General features: G+C 74.6%; 17 protein-coding genes. 4 read left to right on the top strand and 13 right to left on the bottom strand.

What is annotated here, in order from left to right; genetic code table 11:
• Positions 1–25: 25 nt before the first annotated feature.
• The gene (locus AS594_RS32175; protein ID WP_206281727.1) at positions 26–874 is read right to left on the bottom strand and encodes an alpha/beta fold hydrolase; all 849 of its coding nucleotides are present in this window, start codon (positions 872–874) and stop codon (positions 26–28) included.
• The gene (locus AS594_RS32170) at positions 871–1,698 is read right to left on the bottom strand and encodes an SDR family oxidoreductase (protein ID WP_240509126.1); all 828 of its coding nucleotides are present in this window, start codon (positions 1,696–1,698) and stop codon (positions 871–873) included. The genes AS594_RS32175 and AS594_RS32170 overlap by 4 nt, the downstream gene beginning before the upstream one ends.
• 198 nt (positions 1,699–1,896) lie before the next feature.
• Between AS594_RS32170 and AS594_RS32165 the strand changes: the two genes are divergently transcribed.
• From AS594_RS32165 to AS594_RS32155, 3 genes are all read left to right on the top strand, one after another.
• Positions 1,897–2,292: a TOBE domain-containing protein gene (locus AS594_RS32165; protein ID WP_069775198.1), complete on the top strand. Its 396-nt coding sequence runs from the start codon at positions 1,897–1,899 to the stop codon at positions 2,290–2,292.
• Between the two features lie 99 nt (positions 2,293–2,391).
• Complete coding sequence (gene modA, locus AS594_RS32160) at positions 2,392–3,207, top strand: molybdate ABC transporter substrate-binding protein (RefSeq protein ID WP_069775199.1); 816 nt, start codon at positions 2,392–2,394, stop codon at positions 3,205–3,207.
• An 81-nt stretch (positions 3,208–3,288) separates the two neighbouring features.
• Positions 3,289–5,223 (top strand): ABC transporter permease, encoded by a 1,935-nt coding sequence (locus AS594_RS32155; protein ID WP_069775239.1) that lies wholly within the window; start codon positions 3,289–3,291, stop codon positions 5,221–5,223.
• Positions 5,224–5,250: 27 nt separating this feature from the next.
• Here AS594_RS32155 and AS594_RS32150 read toward each other — a convergent pair whose 3' ends face one another.
• The 11 genes from AS594_RS32150 to AS594_RS32105 form a co-directional block, all read right to left on the bottom strand.
• Entirely contained in the window at positions 5,251–7,011 is a 1,761-nt protein-coding gene (locus AS594_RS32150; RefSeq protein ID WP_069935659.1) for an ABC transporter ATP-binding protein, read from the bottom strand.
• Entirely contained in the window at positions 7,008–8,912 is a 1,905-nt protein-coding gene (locus tag AS594_RS32145) for an ABC transporter ATP-binding protein/permease (RefSeq protein ID WP_107383020.1), read from the bottom strand. The genes AS594_RS32150 and AS594_RS32145 overlap by 4 nt, the downstream gene beginning before the upstream one ends.
• Positions 8,909–10,294: a nitroreductase family protein gene (locus AS594_RS32140; protein ID WP_069935658.1), complete on the bottom strand. Its 1,386-nt coding sequence runs from the start codon at positions 10,292–10,294 to the stop codon at positions 8,909–8,911. The genes AS594_RS32145 and AS594_RS32140 overlap by 4 nt, the downstream gene beginning before the upstream one ends.
• Positions 10,295–10,305: 11 nt before the next feature.
• Positions 10,306–11,661 carry a YcaO-like family protein gene (locus AS594_RS32135; protein WP_069936022.1) on the bottom strand — a complete coding sequence of 452 codons (1,356 nt, stop codon included), beginning with the start codon at positions 11,659–11,661 and terminating at the stop codon, positions 10,306–10,308.
• Between the two features lie 80 nt (positions 11,662–11,741).
• Complete coding sequence (locus tag AS594_RS32130) at positions 11,742–13,235, bottom strand: CocE/NonD family hydrolase (RefSeq protein WP_069935657.1); 1,494 nt, start codon at positions 13,233–13,235, stop codon at positions 11,742–11,744.
• Between the two features lie 101 nt (positions 13,236–13,336).
• Entirely contained in the window at positions 13,337–14,221 is an 885-nt protein-coding gene (locus AS594_RS32125; RefSeq protein ID WP_069935656.1) for a hypothetical protein, read from the bottom strand.
• An 85-nt stretch (positions 14,222–14,306) separates the two neighbouring features.
• Positions 14,307–14,444 carry a streptamidine family RiPP gene (gene amiA, locus AS594_RS44830; protein WP_167368058.1) on the bottom strand — a complete coding sequence of 46 codons (138 nt, stop codon included), beginning with the start codon at positions 14,442–14,444 and terminating at the stop codon, positions 14,307–14,309.
• A 57-nt stretch (positions 14,445–14,501) separates the two neighbouring features.
• A complete protein-coding gene (locus AS594_RS32120; RefSeq protein ID WP_420877867.1) occupies positions 14,502–15,401 on the bottom strand; it encodes an ABC transporter ATP-binding protein in 900 nt (299 codons plus the stop codon).
• Positions 15,402–15,503: 102 nt separating this feature from the next.
• Positions 15,504–16,562: a FecCD family ABC transporter permease gene (locus AS594_RS32115; protein ID WP_420877866.1), complete on the bottom strand. Its 1,059-nt coding sequence runs from the start codon at positions 16,560–16,562 to the stop codon at positions 15,504–15,506.
• Between the two features lie 11 nt (positions 16,563–16,573).
• Positions 16,574–17,602 carry a FecCD family ABC transporter permease gene (locus tag AS594_RS32110; protein WP_069935654.1) on the bottom strand — a complete coding sequence of 343 codons (1,029 nt, stop codon included), beginning with the start codon at positions 17,600–17,602 and terminating at the stop codon, positions 16,574–16,576.
• Positions 17,599–18,582, bottom strand: a complete 984-nt coding sequence (locus AS594_RS32105) for an ABC transporter substrate-binding protein (RefSeq protein WP_069935653.1) — start codon at positions 18,580–18,582, stop codon at positions 17,599–17,601. The genes AS594_RS32110 and AS594_RS32105 overlap by 4 nt, the downstream gene beginning before the upstream one ends.
• Before the next feature lie 103 nt (positions 18,583–18,685).
• On the opposite strand from AS594_RS32105, the gene AS594_RS32100 reads away from it, so the two are divergent.
• On the top strand, positions 18,686–19,933 hold the full coding sequence (locus AS594_RS32100; RefSeq protein ID WP_069775263.1) for a hypothetical protein: 1,248 nt from the start codon (positions 18,686–18,688) through the stop codon (positions 19,931–19,933).
• The last annotated feature ends 1 nt before the right edge of the window (position 19,934 follow it).

Raw genomic sequence — 19,934 nt, 5'->3', positions numbered from 1 at the left:
CTCTGACAGCGGCGCCCGAGGGCCTTCAGGGGGCCGGTGGGGACGGCCGGGTCAGGAACTCAGCGACGCGTTCGCCCCAGGTGCGGATGTCGGCGCGGGTCCGGGACACGTGCAGGCCGGCGTACGGCAGTGAGCCGGCCAGTGCTTCGGCGGTCGACAGCGGATGGCCCGGATCGTCCGCCCAGGCCAGGACGAGGGCCGGCCGGCGCAGCGCGGCGATCTCGGCGGGCGGGGGCAGGTCGGACAGCGCCAGGCCGCGCAGGACGGACGGCAGCACCCGCTCGGCCGGGGTGGGCGGGAACACCGGAACGCCGGCCACCGCCGCTGGGCGCGGTTCGTTCCGCCGGGCTGCCCACCACTCGTCCGCTCCCTCGCGTTCGATGGCGTCGGCGGAGGCCCGGTTGGCCCGCGCATAGGCCCCGCGCGTCGCCCAGGCGGTGGGCGGGACGAGCAGGACCAGCCGCGAGAACCGGTCGGGCGCCCGCACGGCGGCGTGCAGTACGGTGCCGCACCCCATGGACGCGCCCATGGCGTCGACGGGCTCGGCGGTGCCCAGGTGGTCGAGCAGGCTCAGCAGATCATCCGCGAGCGAAGCATACGCGTAGTCGGTGTCCACGGGTTCACCGGTGGACCGGCCGTGGGCCCGGGCGTCGTAGCGGACCAGGCGCCGGCCCGCGTCCAGCAGCGGCAGCCAGTCGAACAGGCCCATGCGGTCCTCGACCGCCGGACTGACGAGGCCGCCGTGCGCGTACACGGCGAGGGGGCCGCTGCCCGCGTCGTCGTAGACGAGATCCGCCCCGCGGCGGGTGAAGCGCCCTTCCCTGACCGCGTGCCTTCCCATGGTCCTCGGGGTGGGCCGCTCCTCGGTGCTCATTCGGGTCCGTGGGTGTTCAGCCACTGCGACCAGGTGGTCCGGCCCAGGCGGCCGTGGGGAGCCGTCATGTCACGGGCCGCCTGCCGGACACGGGCCGGTACGGGCACGTTCAGCACGCGCAGCGCCCGGCCACGGGCCCGCTGCCACTGTCCGGCCAGGTCACGCAGCTCCAGCACCTCGGGGCCGCCGAACTCCGCGCAGTCCCCGCCCGGCCCCTCCCGCACGCGGTCGGCCACGTACGCGGCGAAGTCTCGCGAGTCCACGGGCTGGGCGACCAGGGAGCCCGGTACGGCCGGCAACGGCAGCCTCGCGGCCTTGCCGAGCATCCGGTCGGCCAGCCAGTGGAACTGCGTGGCCCGCAGGACGGACCAGGGCACTCCGCTCCCCCGTACCAGTTCCTCGGCCGTGCGCTTGACCCGCATGTAGGGGATGGACGAACGGCCGACCCCGACGATCGAGATGTGGGCGACATGGGCGACGCCCGCCCTGCGGGTTTCGTCGAGCAGCCGTCGGGTGCCGTCGACGTCGACCTGGGGAGGGCTGCGCCAGAAGTCCGCCGGCAACAGGTAGCCGCGCCGGGCGGCCGGGGACAGCGTCGCGGCGTGCACCACGATCCGCGCGCCCGCCACCGCTTCCGGCACCCCCGCGCCGGTGGCCAGATCGCCCTTCACCCACTCCACGTCGGGATCCGGACCCGGCGACCGGGCGAGCACCCGCACCCGGTACCGGGGTTTCAGCTCAGCGACCACGTCACGGCCGAGGTGGCCGGTCCCACCGGTGATCAGGACGGTCTCCACGAGCAGCACCTCCGGTCGCACGGGCACGCGCTCTCCGACTCTCCCACCGGTACGGCGTCACGGCGCGCGCAGCAGGGCCGGGCCGCCGGGGGAAGGGGCGGACGGCGCTCTCGCGCAGGCGCGCCGACAGGCGGTTCGTCACATTGTCCAAGGCAGACCGCATCTGCCATGAAGCATCCGACAGATGCTTGCAGATGCCAGGTATCAAGACATATCTTGGCGCACATGCAGTCCTATACCATCGGACAGGCGGCACGCCTGCTCGGCGTCAGCCCTGACACCGCGCGCCGCTGGGCGGATGCCGGCCGGGTCGCGACCCATCGCGACGAGAGCGGGCGCCGCCTCATCGACGGCCGTGATCTGGCGGCCTTCTCCATCGAGGTCGGACAGAGCGGCCCCGGCGAGGAGGACGCCCCGTACACCTCCGCCCGCAACGCCTTTCCGGGCATCGTCACCGCCGTGAAGCTCGGCGACGTCGCGGCTCAGGTGGAGATCCAGGCGGGTCCGCACCGCCTCGTCTCGCTCCTCACCCGGGAGGCCGTCGAGGAACTGGGTCTGGAGGTCGGCATGCAGGCCACCGCCCGCGTGAAGTCGACCAGCGTGCACATCGACCGCACCTGACCCCTTGTTCGTCCAGCGGCGTCGCCCGTCCCCGGCGCGGCTCGTCACCATCCGCCCGGACGGCGTCCGCCGGCCGTGTTCCCAAGGAGTCCCACCGTCATGTCCCTCGCTCTCCCATCGGCCGGACGCCGCGTCGCCGCCGCAGTCGTGACCACTGCCCTCCTCGTCCCGCTCGCCGCCTGCGGCAGCGACAACGGGACCAGGAAGGACACCAGAAACAAGACCGGCACCTCGGCGACCGACTCACCCGAGGCCGATCTGACCGTGCTGGCCGCAGCCTCACTGACCGACGTCTTCAAGACAGCGGGCGCCGCCTACGAGAAGGCCCACCCGGGTACGAAGCTCACCTTCTCCTTCGCCGGCTCCCAGGAACTCGCCGCTCAGGTCAGGCAGGGCGCCCCCGCCGACGCCCTGGTCACGGCCGACACCAAGACCATGGACGCGCTGAAGACCGACACCGGCGCCGCGACGGTCATCGCCAAGAACCGTCTGGTCATCGCGACGGGCGAGGGCAATCCGAAGAAGGTCCAGGGACTCAAGGACCTCGCGGACACCGGTCTGAAGGTGGTACTGGCCGCACCCGAGGTCCCGGTCGGCCGCTACAGCCAGAAGATCCTGGACGCCCAGAAGATCAGCGTGAATCCGGTGTCGCAGGAGCCGAACGTCCGCGCCGTGCTCAGCAAGGTCGAGCTGGGCGAGGCCGACGCGGGGCTCGTCTACAAGACCGACGCCGCCACCGCGACCGGCAAGGTCGACGCGATCGAGATCCCCGACGCGCAGAACGCGATCGCCGAGTACCCGGCCGCGACACTCAAGACGTCCGAGAACGCGGAAGCGGCCGAGGCGTTCGTGAAGTGGCTGTCCTCCCCCGAGGCGCGGAAGATCTTCACGGACGCGGAGTTCCAGCAGCCGTAACCCTCTTTCGTACGCGGGCGCCCGGCTCGGGAGAGCGGGTTCCCGCGTACGTACCGCAACCACGCCCCCAGGGAACCGAAGATGAAGCGCCTCCGCAGCCGTGCAGCCGGCCCGCGCACCCCCGTTCTGCTGGGGATTCCGGCGCTGCTCGCCGTCGCCTTCCTGCTGCTGCCGCTGATCGGGGTGCTCGTACGTACGCAGTGGAACGACCTCGCGGATCACCTGAGCAGGCCGGGTACCACCGAGGCGCTGAGGCTCTCGCTCGTCGTGTCGTTGTGGGCGCTCGGCCTGTCCCTGCTGCTCGGTGTCCCGCTCGCCTGGCTGCTCGCGCGTGTCCCTTTCCCCGGCAAGGCGTTCGTCCGTTCCCTCGTCCTGCTGCCCATGGTGCTGCCGCCCACGGTCGGCGGCGTGGCCCTCCTTCTCGCCTTCGGCCGGCGCGGCCTTCTGGGGCCGTGGCTGGAGAACACCTTCGGCATCACTCTGCCGTTCCACACGTCCGGCGCGGTTCTCGCGGCGACGTTCGTGGCCATGCCGTTCCTCGTCATCAGCCTGGAAGGCGCCCTCGGCGGACTGCGGCCCCGTTACGAGGAGACCGCCGCGTCCCTGGGGGCTTCTCCCGTACGTGTCTTCTTCACCGTTACGCTGCCGATGGTCGCCCCGGGTCTCGTCGCGGGGGCCGCACTCACCTGGGCCCGCGCCCTGGGGGAGTTCGGCGCGACGATCACCTTCGCCGGCAACCTGCCCGGGACCACCCAGACCCTGCCGCTCCAGGTGTACCTGCTCCTCCAGGACGAGCCGGAGGCGGCGACCTCCGTCTCCCTGCTCCTGCTCGCCATCGCCATGCTGGTCCTCGTGGCACTGCGCGGCCGCTGGACCGGCGCACCGGCCGCCCGCGCGCGGGAATCCGGGCCCGCGGCGGACGAACCCGAGCCGGCCGCTGCCGACGTGGGCGCCGCTGCCGGGCCGGCCGGACCGCGGGAGAACTGGGCCCTGCACGCCGAGGTCACCGGCTTCAACCGGCTCACGCTCGACGCCGCGCCGGGTACCACCATTGCCGTCGTCGGCCCCAACGGCGCGGGCAAGACCACCCTCCTGCGCGCACTCCTCGGGCTGACCCCGCGCGCCCACGCCACGCTGCGCCTCGGCGACACCGACGTCACCCGGCTTCCCCCGCACCGGCGCGGGGTGGCCTGGGTGCCCCAGGACGGCGCTCTCTTCCCCCACCTCAGCGCGCTGGCCAACACGGCGTACGGGCTCCGGGCTCACGGCGTGCCGCGCGCCGAGGCCCGCCGCGGCGCACAGGAGTGGCTCGACCGCCTCGGCGTCGGCCACCTCGCGCACCGGAAACCCGCCGAGGTGTCCGGCGGCCAGGCCCAGCGCGTCGCCCTCGCCCGCGCACTGGCCACCCGGCCACGGCTGCTGCTCCTCGACGAACCCCTCGCGGCCCTCGACCAGACCACCCGCGCCCATGTCCGCCACACCCTGCGCAACCACCTCGCCGGCTTCGGCGGCGTCTGCCTGATCGTGACCCACGACCCCGTCGAAGCCGTGTCGCTGGCCGACCGCGTCCTCGTGCTCGACGACGGCCGCGCCCTCCAGGACGCCCCGCCCGCCGAGGTCACCCGCCACCCCCGCTCGCCCTGGGTCGCCAGGATGCTCGGGCGCAACGCCTGGCCCGGCACCGCCACCGCCAACGGCCTCCAACTGGCCGGCGGCGAAACGCTGGTCGTCGCGGAACCGCTGCCCGCCGGAACCGACGCGCTCGCGATCATCGCCCCGGAAGCCGTCTCCGTACACCGCGACAAGCCCACCGGAAGTCCCCGCAACGTCTGGCCCGGCACCGTCCGCGAGATCACCGCGTCGGGCAGCCGGCTGCGCGTCCTGATCACCTCGGACCGGGCGCCGGACCTCGTGGCCGAGATCACCCCGCAGGCCGCCGCCGAACTCCGTCTCGGCGACGGAACCTCCGTATGGACCAGCGTCAAAGCGACCGAGACGACCGTCGTGGCGTTGTAGGGGCGGGCCGCACGGGTCGCGTCGTACTCACGTCCGGCCGATGGGCGTACGCGCTCGCGGCACGACGACGCGGGTGAACGGGCCCTCGTGGGCGGTGAGCTGACCCCACGTCCCTTCCTCCGCGATGCGGCCCGACACGAGTACCGCGATGCGGTCTGCCCTGCGGACGGTGGCCGGCCGGTGCGCGATCCAGAGCGTGGTGCGCGTCGCGGAGGCCGCCGCGAGCGCCGCGGCGAGTTCGGCGTCGCCCGCCGTGTCGAGGTGAGCCGTCGTCTCGTCGAGGACCAGTACGCGGGGATCGGCCAGCAGGGCCCGGGCGAGTGAGATACGGGCGCGCTGGCCACCGGACAGCGTCGTACCGCGTTCGCCGACCCGCGTGTCGAGGTCCGTGACGAAGCGGTCGATGCCGCAGCTGCGGACCACCGCCGCCAGTTCGGCGTCGGTCGCTTCCGGCGCGCTCAGCCGGAGGTTGTCGGCGAGGGTGCCGTGGAAGAGCGGCGTCTCCTGGCCGACCACGGCCACGGCGCGGCGCAGTTCCGGCTCTGCCACTTCGCGCAGGTCCACGGGCGGGGAGCCGTCGGCCGGCAGCAGCTCGACGGCTCCGTCCGACGGGTCCCAGAAGCGCGCGAGCAGGTGGGCGCAGGTGGACTTGCCCGCGCCGGACGCTCCTACGAGGGCGACGGCCTCTCCCGCGCGTACGGTGAGGTCGACGCCGTCGAGGACCCGGGAGGCACCGTAGTCGAAGCGGACGTCTCGCAGCCGTACGCCGAGCGGGCCGTCGGGGAGCGTGCGCGGTGCGAGGGGCTCCGGAGCGCCCGCGACTGCCGTGATCGCCGCGCCGACGCGGGCGGCCGCCGGGCGCAGTCCGCCCGCCTGGCCGAGCGCCGCGGCCGCGTCGGCGGCCGGGGCGAGGGTGCCGAGCGCCAGCGCCATGGCGGCGGGGGCCCACGGCCCGTCGAGCCGCCCGATGGCGACCGCGTGAGCCGCCAGGGCGACGACCCCGGCCACCGCGGCGACCACCAGCGTGTCGCGGACCGCGGCGGCGGCCGCTTCCCAGGACTGTTCGGCGCGCTGTGCGCCAGCGAGGTCAGCCCCTGCCGAGGCGAGCCGTGCGCGCCTGCGGCGCAGGGCGCCGAAGGCGAGCAGTTCGCGCAGTCCGTCCACCGTCTGCACGGCTTCCGCGGACAGTTCGGCGGCTGCCGCACGCGTCGGGGCGCCCCGTACGGTCCTTCCCCGGCCCTCCAGGAGCGGCGCGAGAACGAGCAGCACCGCGACCGGGATCAGCGCGAACAGCAGGTGCGGCTCGATGACGGCCAGGGTCACCGTTCCGGCGCCGAACACCGTGGCGGACGCGGCGAGCTGGGCTATGGCGTGGGCGTAGAAGAACTCCAGGGCCTCCACGTCTCCCATGGCCGTCGCGGCCAGGTCGCCGCTGCGGCGGCCCCCGATCCGGGCCGGGGCACTGCGCGCGAGACCGTCGAAGACCCGTACCCGCAGCTCGGCGAGGATCCGGTATGCGAGGTCGTGCGAGAGGTCCATCTCGCGCCAGGTGGCCAGGGCCCGGACGACGACGAGCGCGATCAGTGCGGTCACCACGGCGGCGGAGGGGGCGGTGCGTTCGACGACGGCGGCTCCCACCGCGAGAGCGCCGAGCGTCACGAGTGCGACGAGCGCGGCCTGGTCGACGAGGGCTGCCGCGCAGGTACGCGCGACCATGGCCCGGTGGGGGCCGAGGGCGGGCAGCAGTGCCCGCAGGGAGCCGCGCTCCGCGATGTCGGAGGGCTTCATGCCGCGCGACCTGCTTCCTTCGTGGTGGGTCCGGCTGCTTCCCGCGCGGGTCCGGCGGCTTCGTCCGTCGCGGGGACGGATGTTTCGTCCGTCGCGGAGACAGGTGTCTCGTCCGTCGCGGGGACAGCCGCTTCGTCCGTCGCGCGTGCGGGTGCTTGCGTCGCGGGTACACCCGCTTCCGTCGTCGTACGCCCGGCTTCGACCAGTGAGGCGTAGAGCCCCCCGGCGGCCATGAGGGTGGCGTGGTCGCCGACCGCCTGCACCCGTCCGCCGTCGAGCACGACGATCCGGTCCGCGTGGCGTACGGAGTCCAGGCGGTGGGCGACGACGACGCAGGTGCGGCCACGGGCGGCCCGGGACAGGGCCGCGCCGATCCGGGCCTCTCCGCGCTCGTCCACCGCGCTGGTCGCCTCGTCGAGGACGAGTACGCGCGCGTCGGCGAGCAGCGCCCGGGCGAGGGCCAGTCGCTGACGCTGGCCGCCGGACAGGGTGGCGCCGCGTTCCCCCACCACGGTGTCGTAACCGTCCGGCATGGCGGCTATCTCGTCGTGGATTCCGGCGGAGCGGGCGGCGTCGCGCAGCTCGTCGTCGGTGGCGTCCTCGCGGGCCAGGCGGAGGTTGTCCGCGACGGACGCGTGGAAGAGGTACGTCTCCTGGGACACCACGGCGACGGCGCCCCGCAGCGAGTCGAGGGTGAAGCGCGTCGTCTCCGTACCGTCGGCCAGGACCCGGCCGTGCTGCGGGTCGCTGTGGCGCGTCAGCAGGGACAGCAGCGTCGACTTGCCCGCGCCGGACGGACCGACCACGGCGGTCGTGGCGCCGGCCTCGGCGGTGAAGGTGACACCGTCGAGCGCGGGCCGCTCGGCGCCGGGGTACCGGAAGCTCACGCCGTCGAAGGTGAGGGCGGGCGGGCCGTGCCAGTCGGCCTGGCGGCGTCCCTCGTCCGGGACGCCGCCCGCCGCCGTGCGCAGAGCCGCGATGCCGTCCGCCGCCGATACGCCGAGGTATCCCGCGTGCCACTCCCTGGAGAGGTCGCGTACGGGGCGGAAGCACTCCGAGGACAGCATCAGCAGCAGGTACGTGCCGGTCGCCGTCGCGTTCCCGGACACCGCCGACGCGCAGGCCACCAGGGCGGCGGCCGCCGTACCGCCCTGGATCGCGAGATCGGTGAGGCCGGTGTCGACGAGGGAGACACGGAGCTTGGCCACGGTCGCGCGGTGGAGCGCGGCGGACCGCCGTTCCAGCCGCGCGCGGGTCCTCCCCACCGCCCCGGCCGCGCGCAGGGCGGACATGCCCTGGAGGGCTTCGAGGTAGTCGGCCGCCAGGTCCTCGTAACTGTCCCAGTGCTCGCGGCCCCGGTCCTCGAGGAGCCGGTCCCACCAGCGGGGGGCGAGCAGCGCGAGGAGAAGGGCCGGTACGAGGGCGAGGAGGGCGTACGGCTCGATGACCGCGACGGCGGTCAGCAGCAGCGGCGGGACGACGCAGGTGACGAGGAACTGCGGCAGGTAGCGGGAGACATACGCGTCCACGCCTTCGACGCCGTCGACCAGCGTGGCGCGGACCGCCCCGGCGCGGGCGCCGTCGAGATGGGCGGGCCCCAGTTGTCCGAGCCGCTCCAGCAGGGCGTCGCGCAGCCGCACGCGTACCCGTGAACCCGCTGCTACGGCCGTACGCCGCTGCCAGTAGCTCAGCCCTGCGCGGGTGAAGACGGCCAGGAGCACGGCGCCGAGCAGGAGGGGCAGCCGACGGGTGTCGCCGCGGGCGACTGCGGAGAGCGCGACGGCGAGCAGCACGGCCTGGACGAGGTGGGTCAGGGCCACCGCGCCGAGCAGGGCCGTGGCGCCGAGCAGCGCGCCACGTGCCGCGCCGGCGGCCCGTGTCAGCTCCGGGTGAAGCATCACTGGTGATCATCTCTTCCCATGGCAAGTCCGTGCACGATCCAGTCCCGGCCGGGCGGAGCGCCCAGGGCGGCGCCGAGGTCCGCCTGCTGCCAGGAACCCACCGGGCGCGACGCCAGCCCGAGTTCCGTCGCGGCGTACTGCGCCAGGCCGGCCGCGTACCCGGCCGCCAGGTGTTCGCGGCGGACGCGCCCCGCGTCCGCCGCCTCCGGACATCCGTACGCGAGCAGTACGGCTCCGGCGTCGGCGATCCAGGCCTGGCCGGCAGCCCACACCGCGAGCGTCGGCCGGGCGTCGCCGGACGCGAGCCGCCGCAGGGCGGGGCCCCGCCCGTGTTCCCGTGCTCCGTCCGCCGCGCCGTCGCGGGCGAGTTCGAGCAGCGCGGGCCGCGGACCGCCGACGGCGGCGCACCACTTCGGCCCGCCCGGCGGCGACGCGTCCGCCGCGCGGGCCAGGACGCGGGCGAGGACCTCCGGCGCGGGCGCGCCCCGCAAGGGCGGCGGGGCGCTGCGGCGGGACGGCGGCGGCTGCGTGGCAAGGTGCGCCCGCGTCGGTGTCCACTCCCCCGGCCGGGCCGCGGCCGACGTCATGTCGTCGAGGGCACGCCAGGTCTGCGCCAGTACGGGAGACACTCGCCCGGCAGCCGGCTCCGGCCGCGGGGGCGGGCCGGGACCCCACGCGGCCCAGCGCCGGAGAGCGTGCTCCGCGTGGTCGGCCGCCGGTCCGAGTGCGACTGCGGCCAGCGGATGCTGGGGTTCTGTGCCGGGCCAGGTCCGGCGCCAGCGGGCGGAGCGGGGCAGACCCGCCGCCGCGGACAGCAGGGCGCCGTCCGCGTCCAGACACACCGCTGCCGCCCCGGCCCGGGCCAGCGCGGCGGCGGCGTGGCCCGCGTCCAGGAGCAGCAGGGGCAGGGCGCGGTGCCCGTAGTGCGACACCGTGCGCCGGGCGTGGACCGTGAGGACGACGAGGGTGCCGTCGGGCACGTCACCGGGGGCGGCGCCGCGCGGGTGCGCCCGGTGCGTCAGCGGGTCGTACGCGTAGCGCCCGGCGGGCAGCGGTCCTCCCGGGCCCATCAGGAGGTGGGCGTTGACCGGGTGCAGCGCGCCTGCCGAAGGGGCGGGCCGCAGCCGCCCGTTCGTGCCTTCCGGCGCGGCGAGTGAATGCCGCAGTACGTGGTCGAGGTCCGGCCGCCCGGCCCCCACGGTGAGGGGCTGGGCCGGTGAGGTCCATACGGCGGCTCTTCCGGCCGGGGTCTCCGGGCCGGGCACCGCTCCGGACCGTGCCATGGCGAGGGACGTACGGGCGGCTTGGTCCGTCGTGGTGGAGGAGGGCACGTCGTGGGGTGAGGGCACGTCGCTGGTGGGCACGTCGTTGGTTGTGGACACGTCGTTCCCCCTTACATGTGGGGCGGCGGTGTGAGCGTGAAATCTTGTGGTGCGCGCGGCGGTTCGGTCCGCCAGCCCCGGCACAGCGCGGCCTCGGCGAAGCGCGGGCTGCCGAAGTAACCGAAGGCCGCCGGTGCGTTGGGGATGAGCCCGGACACCAGTACGCGCGCCACCCTCAATGGCGTCGCGGTGACGTCCTCGGTGGTCAGATCGAAGGTGAAAACCCGGTGCCCGCCGGCCGCGAGCCGGCTGTCCAGGGCGCCGCGGCTGCCCGGCGCCACGTCGCCGATCCCGACGACTCCGCCGGCCGGGTCGGTGAAGCGCGCCGCCAGCGGGGTGACGCGTTCGTCGAGCCACACCTGCACGTGCGCGCCGAGGTCGCGTACGGCGGCGAAGTCGGTGCCGCAGTCGTCCAGGTAGCGCCGGTCCTCCCGGTGCTCCAGGTAGAGGCCCGGTGCGAACATCCCGGCGTCGACCGCCCGGAAGACCCATCCGTCGCGGTCGACCGCGCCCTGGGTGAAGACCCACGTGTGGACCGCTTCGAGTACGGCCTTGCGGGCGGCCTCCGCGGGGTCGTAGCGGCAGGCGAATCCGGCGGCGTGGATACGGCGCACGGGGTCGTAGACCAGTGCGGCCATGCACGGCGCGAATTCCGACGGCATCTCGACGATCGAGACGTCCAGGTCGCAGCCGTCGAGATCGGCCGTCAGGCCGGGCACGGTCGCCGGGTCGATACCTCGCGCCGGTCCGTCGAGGTGCCACCACAGTTCCAGCGCGTCACGCTCGACGACCTCCAGCAGGCCGCGCTCCACGGCGTCGTCGAAGCCCTGGCCGGTGGCGATGCCCGCGTAGTTCAGGTGGTGTGTACGCGGCAGGGAACGCAGCTCGCCCTGGCGCCAGTTGAGGTGCGTGAGGGCGACCGGCGCCCAGCACTCCCCCGCGCCCTGGTTGCCCCAGGTCCACAGGGCGGGTGTGTCCTCGTCGAGCGGCCGGTAGGGGAACCCCGGACGGTCGTACTGCCAGGACGCGTAGCGCGGGAGGGCGCCGGGCCCGTACAGCCGCTTGCCCTCGGCGCGGAGCCGGCGCGCCGTCGCGCGCACGGGGGCCGCCGGGTGTCCCGGTGGGGGCAACCGGTTGCCGCAGTAGCGCTCCACGGCTTCGGCGATGGCGGCGATGCGGGCGCCCGCGGGGTCACCGAAGGTGGTGCCGAGGGCGACGCGGTCGGCCGGCCAGGCGCCGAAGCGCCGGGCGTCGGCCACTTCCGCGGTCATCGCGGTGTAGCGGGGCGGTGCGCCGGTGGGGTGTCCGACCGGCTCCACGCCCCGGATCAGCCCGCAGACGGGGTCCACGAGGTCTTCGGCCGGTATGAGTTCGGCCTCCACGCCGGTGCCGGGGCTGGTGCCGGTGCTCGTGCTGGTGCTGGTGCTGGTGCTGGTGCTGGTGCTGGTCAACGGCAGATCTCCTGTGCGGGATCGACACGCGCGAAGCGGTGCCGGGCGGGGACGACAGGCAGGGACAGGGCACTGCCTTCGAGCAGTACGGAGCGGCGCGAGGGGAGCAGCCGGGTCGCGGTGACCGGGTCCTCACCGGTGTGGGGGTTGCGGGCGTGCGCGGGGAAGTGGTGTCCGCCGACTTCGAGGCGCAGCCGGGTTCCGGCGGCCAGGCGGCGGGCGACGAAGCCGAGCGGCACCGTGATCCCGGCGGCCGTGTGCGCGGGGTCCCGGCGCCGTACGATGCCGGTCGCGAGGGGGTCGGCGGTACCCCGCGGGTCGAGGGCGACCAGGCGTACGAGCCAGTCGGCGGCGGGGGTGTCCGCCACCGCCGTGAGCCTGGCCTCCGCCCGCCCGAGGAGGTCCATGGGCCGGGCCAGGGGCGCGGTGACCAGGAGGCACCGGTCGGCGTCTCCGGTCTCCGGTACGTTCAAGTGGTCGGAACGCAGTGGCCGTTCGGGGTCGGCTTGGAAGCCCGCTCCGCGCAGCAGGCGCAGCCCGGTGCCGAAGGGGTGGACGGTGGGCTCGGGGAGGTCCGCCAGGGAGGCCCACCACCCGCTGTTGCCCAGGGCGGCCACCCCGCGGCGGTCGCCCGCCAGGTCGCCGGCGAGCGCCGCTCGCGCCCAGCGGGCATACAGCGCGCCCAGGTTCAGCCGGTGCTCCGGACGGGCTTCGGGTCCCGGCGACGCGGTGAGCGCGTGTCCCCACGACCCCATCAGGAGCCGGGCGGGGCCGCCCCAGTGCCGCCAGAGGTCGACGGTGTCGTCACGGAAGGGGTCGCGGGTCCCGCCCACCGCGAGCAGGGGCAGAGCGGCGGCCGCCCCGCGCACGGCGATGCCGCAGCCCCTGGCCTGCTGCCACAGTCCCGCCCAGGAGGGCAGGGGCCGCCGGAGCCCCCGGGGGAAGTCGCTCACGGGAAGGCGGTCCAACAGGTGCGGGTCCCTGGCCAGAGCCCTCTCCAGGGCCGTTTCGTCGGACGTCCTGCGGTCGCCGTGCGCGGCCCACCAGCCCGCCCGGGCCAGCAGCCGCTCCGGACCGTCCGCCTCGCGCGCCGTCTCGGCGGCTCCGAGGGCGGGCACTGCGGCGATGACGGCGTCCGGGCGGCCGTCCGCCGTTCCGCCCAGCGCGGCGGCCAGCGCGCAGTACGCGCCGTAGGAGCTGCCGTGGGCGACGACCTTCCCGGCGCACCAGGGCTGGGCGCGCATCCAGCGCAGGGTCGCCGCGCCGTCCGCCTCCTCGTTCCGGTACGGGTGCCACCGGCCCTCCGAGGCGTACCGGCCCCGTACGTCCTGCGCCATGGCGGCGAAGCCGAGCGAAGCCCAGGCGCGCAGCTCGGCGCGGTGACGGCGACGGTCGTACGGAGTGCGTATCAGGACAGCCGGGAACGGGCCGTCGCCGAAGTCCTCGGGAGGTAGACACAGGTCCGCGGTGAGCCGGACGCCGTCGGACATCCCGGCCCGCCGCTCTTCCACGGGGCAGGCGGCCCCGCCGCCGTCGCGACGCGCGGGCGCGTGCCCGTCCCTCGCCGGTGCGCCGACGCCACGACCGCCGCTCACCGGGCCCCGCCACGGCGGCCGGCCGCACCGGACGTGCCGGCGGCCGTGGCGGCCGTCCGGGGCAACGGGGCCACCGGAGGCACGGGCAGCACCGGGTGTTCGGTGACGGTCAGGTCCCGCAGGTCGACGCGGCGCAGGCGGCGGCGTACCGGCAGACGGCCGGCCCTGGGCCGTCCGCCGGCCCAGGCGACGAGGTCGGCGGTGAGCAGTTCCGCGAGGAGCGCGGCCGACGCCTCGCCGCCCGCCGATCCGGTCTCCGCCGTCCGGTTTCCCGCCCAGTAGGCGGCGAGTTCACGGTGCGCGGCGGTGGCCGCGAGGCGCCGCAGCCGCACGTCGCGGGAGGTGACGTCACCGGGCGCCGCGGCAAGGGGTTCGATCCACGCCTGGAATCCCTCACGGTGGCAGCGCAGCCAGCCGATGCCCCGTTCGGGCAGCCGGTCGGCGGCGTCCCACAGCCCTTCGCCGACCGGTGAGTCGAGGCACCACACCACCGCGGCCGTCGCGCCGGCCGGCAGCCCGGCGCCGTTCTCCGCCATGGCGGAGACCTCGCCGGGGGCGGCGTACCGGACGTCGGCGCCTTCCTCGGCGATCCGACGCGCCAGCCTCGCGGTCAGGTTCACGTCGCCGAGCAGGTGTACGGTCCGTCCCTCCAGGGGCAGTTCGCCGTCACGGCCCGCATAGCCGGCGTTCTCGAAGGCCAGCACCAGATCCTCCAGGGCCGCGCCCCCCCGAGCCCCGCCCTCGAGCCGGGTCATCAGGTCCTCGGCCGCCACCTCCCCGGTGTCGACGCGCAGGAAGTCGCCGTCCGGGGTCCGTACCGCCACGCCCTGTCCGGGCACGGCGACGATCTCAACGCCTGGGACGAGTCGGCTGACGGTCACTGGGGCTCCTGGGGTAAGAGGTCGCTCTGCTGCGGAGAGAAGGAGCGGGCCCGCCCAACTGCTGGGCGGGCCCGCTCCCTTGCTGCTACTTGCTCTCGTCGACGGTGACGTCGGCGGCGGTGTCGTCGAAGGGGTTCTCGACGAGGGCGTTGGAGTGCGTCGCCGACAGGTGCGCCAGCTGGCCCTGCTCGGCGATCGGGCTGAACACCTTGTTGTGCTCCATGAGAAGACTCCTTCGTTCGGGAGATGCGAACCGCCTGTCGGCGGCGCACCACAGACACTAATGAATATGATTATCGTTTCGCAATAGCTCTTCGGGGGCCAGAGGGTGATCTGGGTAACAGACCGGCCAACCACCCTCCGGGTCCCTGCCCACCCGCCCGGCGACCCCCAGCACCCCGGCGAGCAGCTCGGGCGTGACGATGCGGGCGGGCGGGCCGTCCGCCGCCACGCGCCCGCCGCGCAGCGCGACGACGCGATCCGCGAAGCGCGCGGCGTGCCCCAGGTCGTGCAGCACCATCACCACGGTCAGGGACCGTTCCTCACGCAACCTCACCACCGTTTGCAGCACCTCCAGTTGGTGCCGCAGGTCGAGATAGGTGGTGGGCTCGTCGAGGAGCAGTACGCCGGTGTCCTGGGCCAGGGACATCGCCAGGCGCACCCGCTGGCGCTCACCGCCCGAGAGGGAATCGACCATCCGGTCGGACCAGCCGGCCACCCCCACGTCCCCGAGGGCCCGCGCGCACACGTCGTCGTCCCCGTCCCTGAGCATGCCGAGCGGGCCCCGGGCCGCGTAGCGCCCCTGCTTCACCAACTGCCGCACCGTCATGCCGGGGACAGCCGGTGCCGACTGGTGCAGCAGCGCGACGCGGCGGGCCGTGGCCCGCCGGGAAAGGCGTGCGAGGTCGTCACCCGCCAGCACCACCCGGCCCGCCGAAGGACGCAGCAGACCGGCGACGAGCCGCAGCAACGTGCTCTTCCCGCAGCCGTTGAGGCCGATCAGGGCGACCAGTTCACCCGCCTCCACCCGCAGGTCCACGTCCGCCAGCACGTTCCGGCCGGGGTAGCCGAAGCTCACCCCCTCGACGGCGATCGCCGGCCCGCGCGCGGGTACGGCGCCGCTCCGGGCCGCGCCGCTCTCCCTTACTCCCCCGGGCCGTGACATCTGCGAGGCGGTCATCTTTCCTCCTGAATGGGCCGATGCGCCGATGGCGCTCCTGCGCGCTGAATGTCGGTCCGGCCGAGACAGCTGTCCGCCGGACTCCCGTCTGCCGCCCGGCCGTCAGCCGGGCCCTGCTCCCTGACGCCGTGCCACGACGAGGAGCAGTACGGCGCCCACGCAGGTCGTCAGCGCCCCAACCGGTACGGTCAGCCGTCCGGCGTCCAGCCCTTCCACCAGCAGCCGGGACAGCGACTGCGCCGCCGCGTCGGCCCCGCACACCACGACCGCGCCGATGAGCGCGGCTCCGGGGAGGGTGACGCGCAGGTCGGCGCCGAAGACCGCGAGCCCCAGATGCGGCACCAGCAGTCCCACAAACCCCAGCGCTCCCACAGCCGAGACGGCTCCCGCCGTCAGCGCGACGGCGCACACGAGGGCCGCGCCGCGGGCGCGTCCCACCGCCAGTCCCGCTGCCGTCGCCTGGTCGTCACCGCAGCGCAGCAACGTCAGCGGGGCCGCCAGGGCGCAGGCCGCGGCGGCCCACACGAGAGCCCACGGCCACAACAGCGACCAGTGTTCCCACACCCGCCCCTCCGTGGAGCCGATGAGCCACTGCACCACGCTGCCCAGCTCCCCGGGCGCGACGAGCAGTACCACCGCGGTCAGTCCGGCGAGTACGGCGGACACCAGCACGCCGTACACGGCGGTCTGTTCGGGGTCCCCCTTCTCGCGCCCGGCGAGCAGCCACAGCAGTCCCGCTCCGAGGAAACCGCCCGCACAGGCGGCGACAACCACCGCCGTCGGTGATTCCCAGCCCGCGAGGCCGAGCCCGGTCGCCGTCACCGCTCCGAGCACCGCTCCGGGCGTGACACCCGTGACCTCGGGGCCCGCCAGCGGATTGCGCAGCGCCGACTGGAGCAGCAGCCCGGCGAGACCCAGGCTCGCTCCGGCGCCGAGCGAGACGAGCGCCCTCGGCATGCGCAGTTGTACGACGATGTGCCGCGCGGTCGGTTCGCCGGAGCCGGTGAGCACTTCCCACACTCCGGCCGCACCCGGACTGCGGCCGACGGTCATCTGGGCGCACAGGGCGACGGCCAACAGGCCCAGCAGGAGGCCCAGTTTGGCCGCGGCCCCGAGCCGGGCGGGCTCGGGTGCCCCGGTGGGGCGTGGCGCGCGTGCCACGGCCGGTGCCCTCATCGGTCACCTCCGGGAACGGTCCGCGGGGAGTGGCTCCCACCGGACGGGCGGGTGGCACCGGCCGGCCGCCGCACGCGCAGCAGCGCGACCCCGGCCGGCACCCCGAGCAGCGCCGTCCACGCGCCGACCGGCGTCTCGACCGGCGCGAGCGCCAACCGGGCCGGCTGGTCGGCGCACAGCACGATCAGCGCGCCCCAGACCGCCGACCAGAGCAGCCAGGCCCGCGCGTCGGCCGCCGGCCGAAGGCGGCGCGCGAGCTGCGGAGCGAGGAACCCCACCCACGCGACCGGCCCGCAGACGGCGACGACCGGGGCGATCAGGACGATGGCGATGGCCAGCGCCCCGAGCCGCGCCCGCCGCACCCGCACGCCCATCGCTCGGGCGTCGTCGTCCCCCAGGCGCAGCACCCCGAGCACCGGGGCACACAGAACGAGCGCCGGGACGGCGACGACCAGCCAGGGCCACAGCCCTGACACGTCGTCCCAGGTCCGGGCGGACAGACTGCCCAGCAGATAGCGGTAGATGAGTTGCAGATCCAGCTGGTCGGCGAGCACCATCAGCACCAGCAGGCCGGCTTGCAGAGCGGCCGATACGGCCGCTCCCGTCAGCAGGACGGCGGCCGGACTGCGCCCGAAACCGGCGGCCGCCAGGGTGAGTACGCCGCCGATCACCGCCCCGCCCAGGGCGAGCAGCGGCACCACCGCCGCCGGCATCGACAGGGCCAGCACGAGCGGCGCGGCGACGCCGAGAGCGGCGCCGGAGGACACTCCGATCATCTCCGGCACGGCCAGCGGGTTGCGCAGCGCCTCCTGGAGGACCAGGCCGGCGGCGCCCAGGCACGCCCCCGCCGCCAGCGCGAGTACCAGCCGGGGCAGCCTCAGTTCGGTGAGGATCACACCCTCCAGACCGTCACCGCTCAGCGCCGCGGGCAGGCGGTGCGGGGCGACGTACGGCGTACCCAGGCACAGGGCGACACCGGCCGCCACGACCAGCAGGGCCGTGGCGGCCGCCGGTTGACGTATCACCGCAGCGCGGCCGTGGCCTCGTCGAGGACGAGACCGAGCGAGCGGGTTCCGCGTCCCTTGGCCCAGACGTCGGCGTCGACCTCGATCACCTTGTCGTCGCGTACGGCCGGGATCCGCGCCCAGAGCGGGTTCTTGGCCAGCTTGTCCGACAGCTTTCCGTCCGGCGCGCCGAAGGAAAGCGTCTCGACGAAGAGGACGTCGACGTCGCGGGTGAGGATCTCCTCGATGCTGTAACTGCCCTCGACGCCGCGCCCCTTCCAGGGATAGGACGAGATCTTCGGGAAGAGGCCGGCGGCCACGTCGTTCCCCGGCGTCGCGACTCCGAAGTTCTCGTCACTGCCGAAGATGATCAGAGACGTCTTGTCGCTCTTGTTCCGTTCCGCGCGGACCAGTTTGGTGCGCAGGCGCTTCTCCGCCGCTTCGGCCTGCTCCGTACGCCCTGTCAGAGCCCCCAGATCGCGCAGGTATCGGACGCTGTCCTGCCAGGTGGACGGCTGAACGGGCCAGAAGGTGGTGGCGCCCTTCAGTGCGGGCGCGAGCTTGCCGTGCGTGTCCTCCAGACCGATGACCAGGTCCGGTTCGTGCGAGAGGACCGCCTCGACCTCCGGGCTGAGGAAGCCGCCGGGGACCACCGGAATCTTCCCCGCACCATCCTTGCCGAGGAACTCCGGGTGGGCGAGCAGCGTGGAGTTGGTGGCCGCCGGGGTCATGCCCAGTTCCACCAGCATGTCGTCGCACAGCGCGACCAGGCAGACGATGCGGCGGGGCGGCTTCTTGGCGGTGACGGTGACGCCCCGGGCGTCGGTGATCGTGCTCGATGCCTTGACGGGGCGGACGTCCACGCTGGTCCTGGGACCGGACTCGTCGGCCCCGGCCCTGCCCGGCGCGGGCTCCTCCGCGCCGCCGCCACATCCGACCAGCACGGTCCCCATGACGACGGCCGCCGCCCAGCGGCGGACCCTTCTCACTGCGCGCGACATGACGTGCCCTCTGTTCTTCTCGGTTCTCGTCGGTCAACTTTAGAGATGATAATCATTATCAAAACAAGTCTTGTCCAGTCGCCTCACACCTGGAGAACCCGCCATGCACCTCGGACCACGCCTGGTCGTCGCCGACCATGTAGCCGGAAAGTTGAGCATTCTGGACATACGGACCGGTAGGACGACAGCCCGGCTCGACCGGCGTCATCTCGCCGAGCACGCGGGCTTCCTGGCTCTTCCGCGCGACCGCACCGCCTTCGTCGACGACAGGGCGGGCGAGCTGCTGGTCCTCGATCCCTACGGGCCGGATCACGGACGCCCGGCCGTCGAGGCCCGCGTACCGGTCGCCGTGCCCGCCGAGCACCTGGCCGCCGACCGCTCCGGCCGCCGTATCGCCGTCACCACGGGCCTGGGCCGCAACTGGACCGCCTGGAGCGACCAGTTGACGGCCGTCGACCTGGCAGCCGACGGCGGGCCCAGCGCGGTGCGCGTCCGCACCCGGACGGGCGAACCGGGCGTCACGTTCACCGGCTCCCCCGACGACCCCATGGTCGTACTGCGGCACCGGGAGCCCGGTGAGCTCACCGCGTACCGGCACGCCGAACTGATGGCGGCCGCCCCCTCGTTGCCGCCCGCCGAGCCCGCGTACACCCTCCCCCTGCCGGACCACGACGGGCACGGTGACGCCTGCGACCCACTGACCGGCGGGGTGTTCGCGGCAGCGGGTTCGGGCGTCCACCGGGCCCGCGTGGACGGCGGCGCCCTGGTATCCGCGGACACGCTGCCCTGGGATGTGGGCGCACGCAGCGGCGGCCGCGGCTACTACCTGCGGCTCGACGCCGCGCGCCGGACGCTGTGGTCCGTCGTACGAGGTGGTCCGGCCGCTCCCGGGCACTGGCCGGACTGGACCAACGACGCCTGGTGGCACCACCTCGATTCGGGCCGGGGCGGCCGCCTCGGCCTCGGCCCCGGTCTGGTCTTCCGGCTGGCGGTGCTGGCCGCGCACGTCGCCTTCGCGCGCGTGCACCCCGACGGCGACGAACTGATCCTGGTCTCCACCGGGGGCACGGTGCCGGCCGTGTCGGCGCGCCTGCCCCTGCCGCCGATGGCGGGAGCCCCGCGCCGGGGCGGCACCCCGTGGGACGGCGTGCAGCGCCGGGCCATCGCGGCGTCCCCGGGCGCCTCGCTGGTGGCGGTCACCCGCGGCGGCCACGGCGAGGTCCACGTGTTCGACGCCGCCACGGCCCGTCAGACGGCGCTCGTCACCGTTCCCACGCCGCTCGACGAGGGCGGCCACCTGGCGCTCATCACCCCCGGTGACGCCTCCCCGTCGGACCCCGTGGGCCGCTGAA

The organism is Streptomyces agglomeratus (assembly GCF_001746415.1).
GTDB classification, from domain to species: domain Bacteria; phylum Actinomycetota; class Actinomycetes; order Streptomycetales; family Streptomycetaceae; genus Streptomyces; species Streptomyces agglomeratus.
Note: the sequence above shows the minus strand (reverse complement) of the source record. Positions and strands in the feature narration are given on the sequence as shown.

What these genes read in the sequence shown, in the direction of transcription:
- AS594_RS32165 (WP_069775198.1), top strand. Translation starts at nt 1,897, where the DNA reads ATGCAGTCCTATACCATCGGACAGGCGGCACGCCTGCTCGGCGTCAGC.
- amiA (WP_167368058.1), bottom strand. Translation starts at nt 14,444, where the DNA reads ATGGAGCACAACAAGGTGTTCAGCCCGATCGCCGAGCAGGGCCAGCTG.
- AS594_RS32105 (WP_069935653.1), bottom strand. Translation starts at nt 18,582, where the DNA reads ATGTCGCGCGCAGTGAGAAGGGTCCGCCGCTGGGCGGCGGCCGTCGTC.
- modA (WP_069775199.1), top strand. Translation starts at nt 2,392, where the DNA reads ATGTCCCTCGCTCTCCCATCGGCCGGACGCCGCGTCGCCGCCGCAGTC.
- AS594_RS32100 (WP_069775263.1), top strand. Translation starts at nt 18,686, where the DNA reads ATGCACCTCGGACCACGCCTGGTCGTCGCCGACCATGTAGCCGGAAAG.
- AS594_RS32155 (WP_069775239.1), top strand. Translation starts at nt 3,289, where the DNA reads ATGAAGCGCCTCCGCAGCCGTGCAGCCGGCCCGCGCACCCCCGTTCTG.
- AS594_RS32130 (WP_069935657.1), bottom strand. Translation starts at nt 13,235, where the DNA reads ATGTCCGACGGCGTCCGGCTCACCGCGGACCTGTGTCTACCTCCCGAG.
- AS594_RS32150 (WP_069935659.1), bottom strand. Translation starts at nt 7,011, where the DNA reads ATGAAGCCCTCCGACATCGCGGAGCGCGGCTCCCTGCGGGCACTGCTG.
- AS594_RS32120 (WP_420877867.1), bottom strand. Translation starts at nt 15,401, where the DNA reads ATGACCGCCTCGCAGATGTCACGGCCCGGGGGAGTAAGGGAGAGCGGC.
- AS594_RS32175 (WP_206281727.1), bottom strand. Translation starts at nt 874, where the DNA reads ATGAGCACCGAGGAGCGGCCCACCCCGAGGACCATGGGAAGGCACGCG.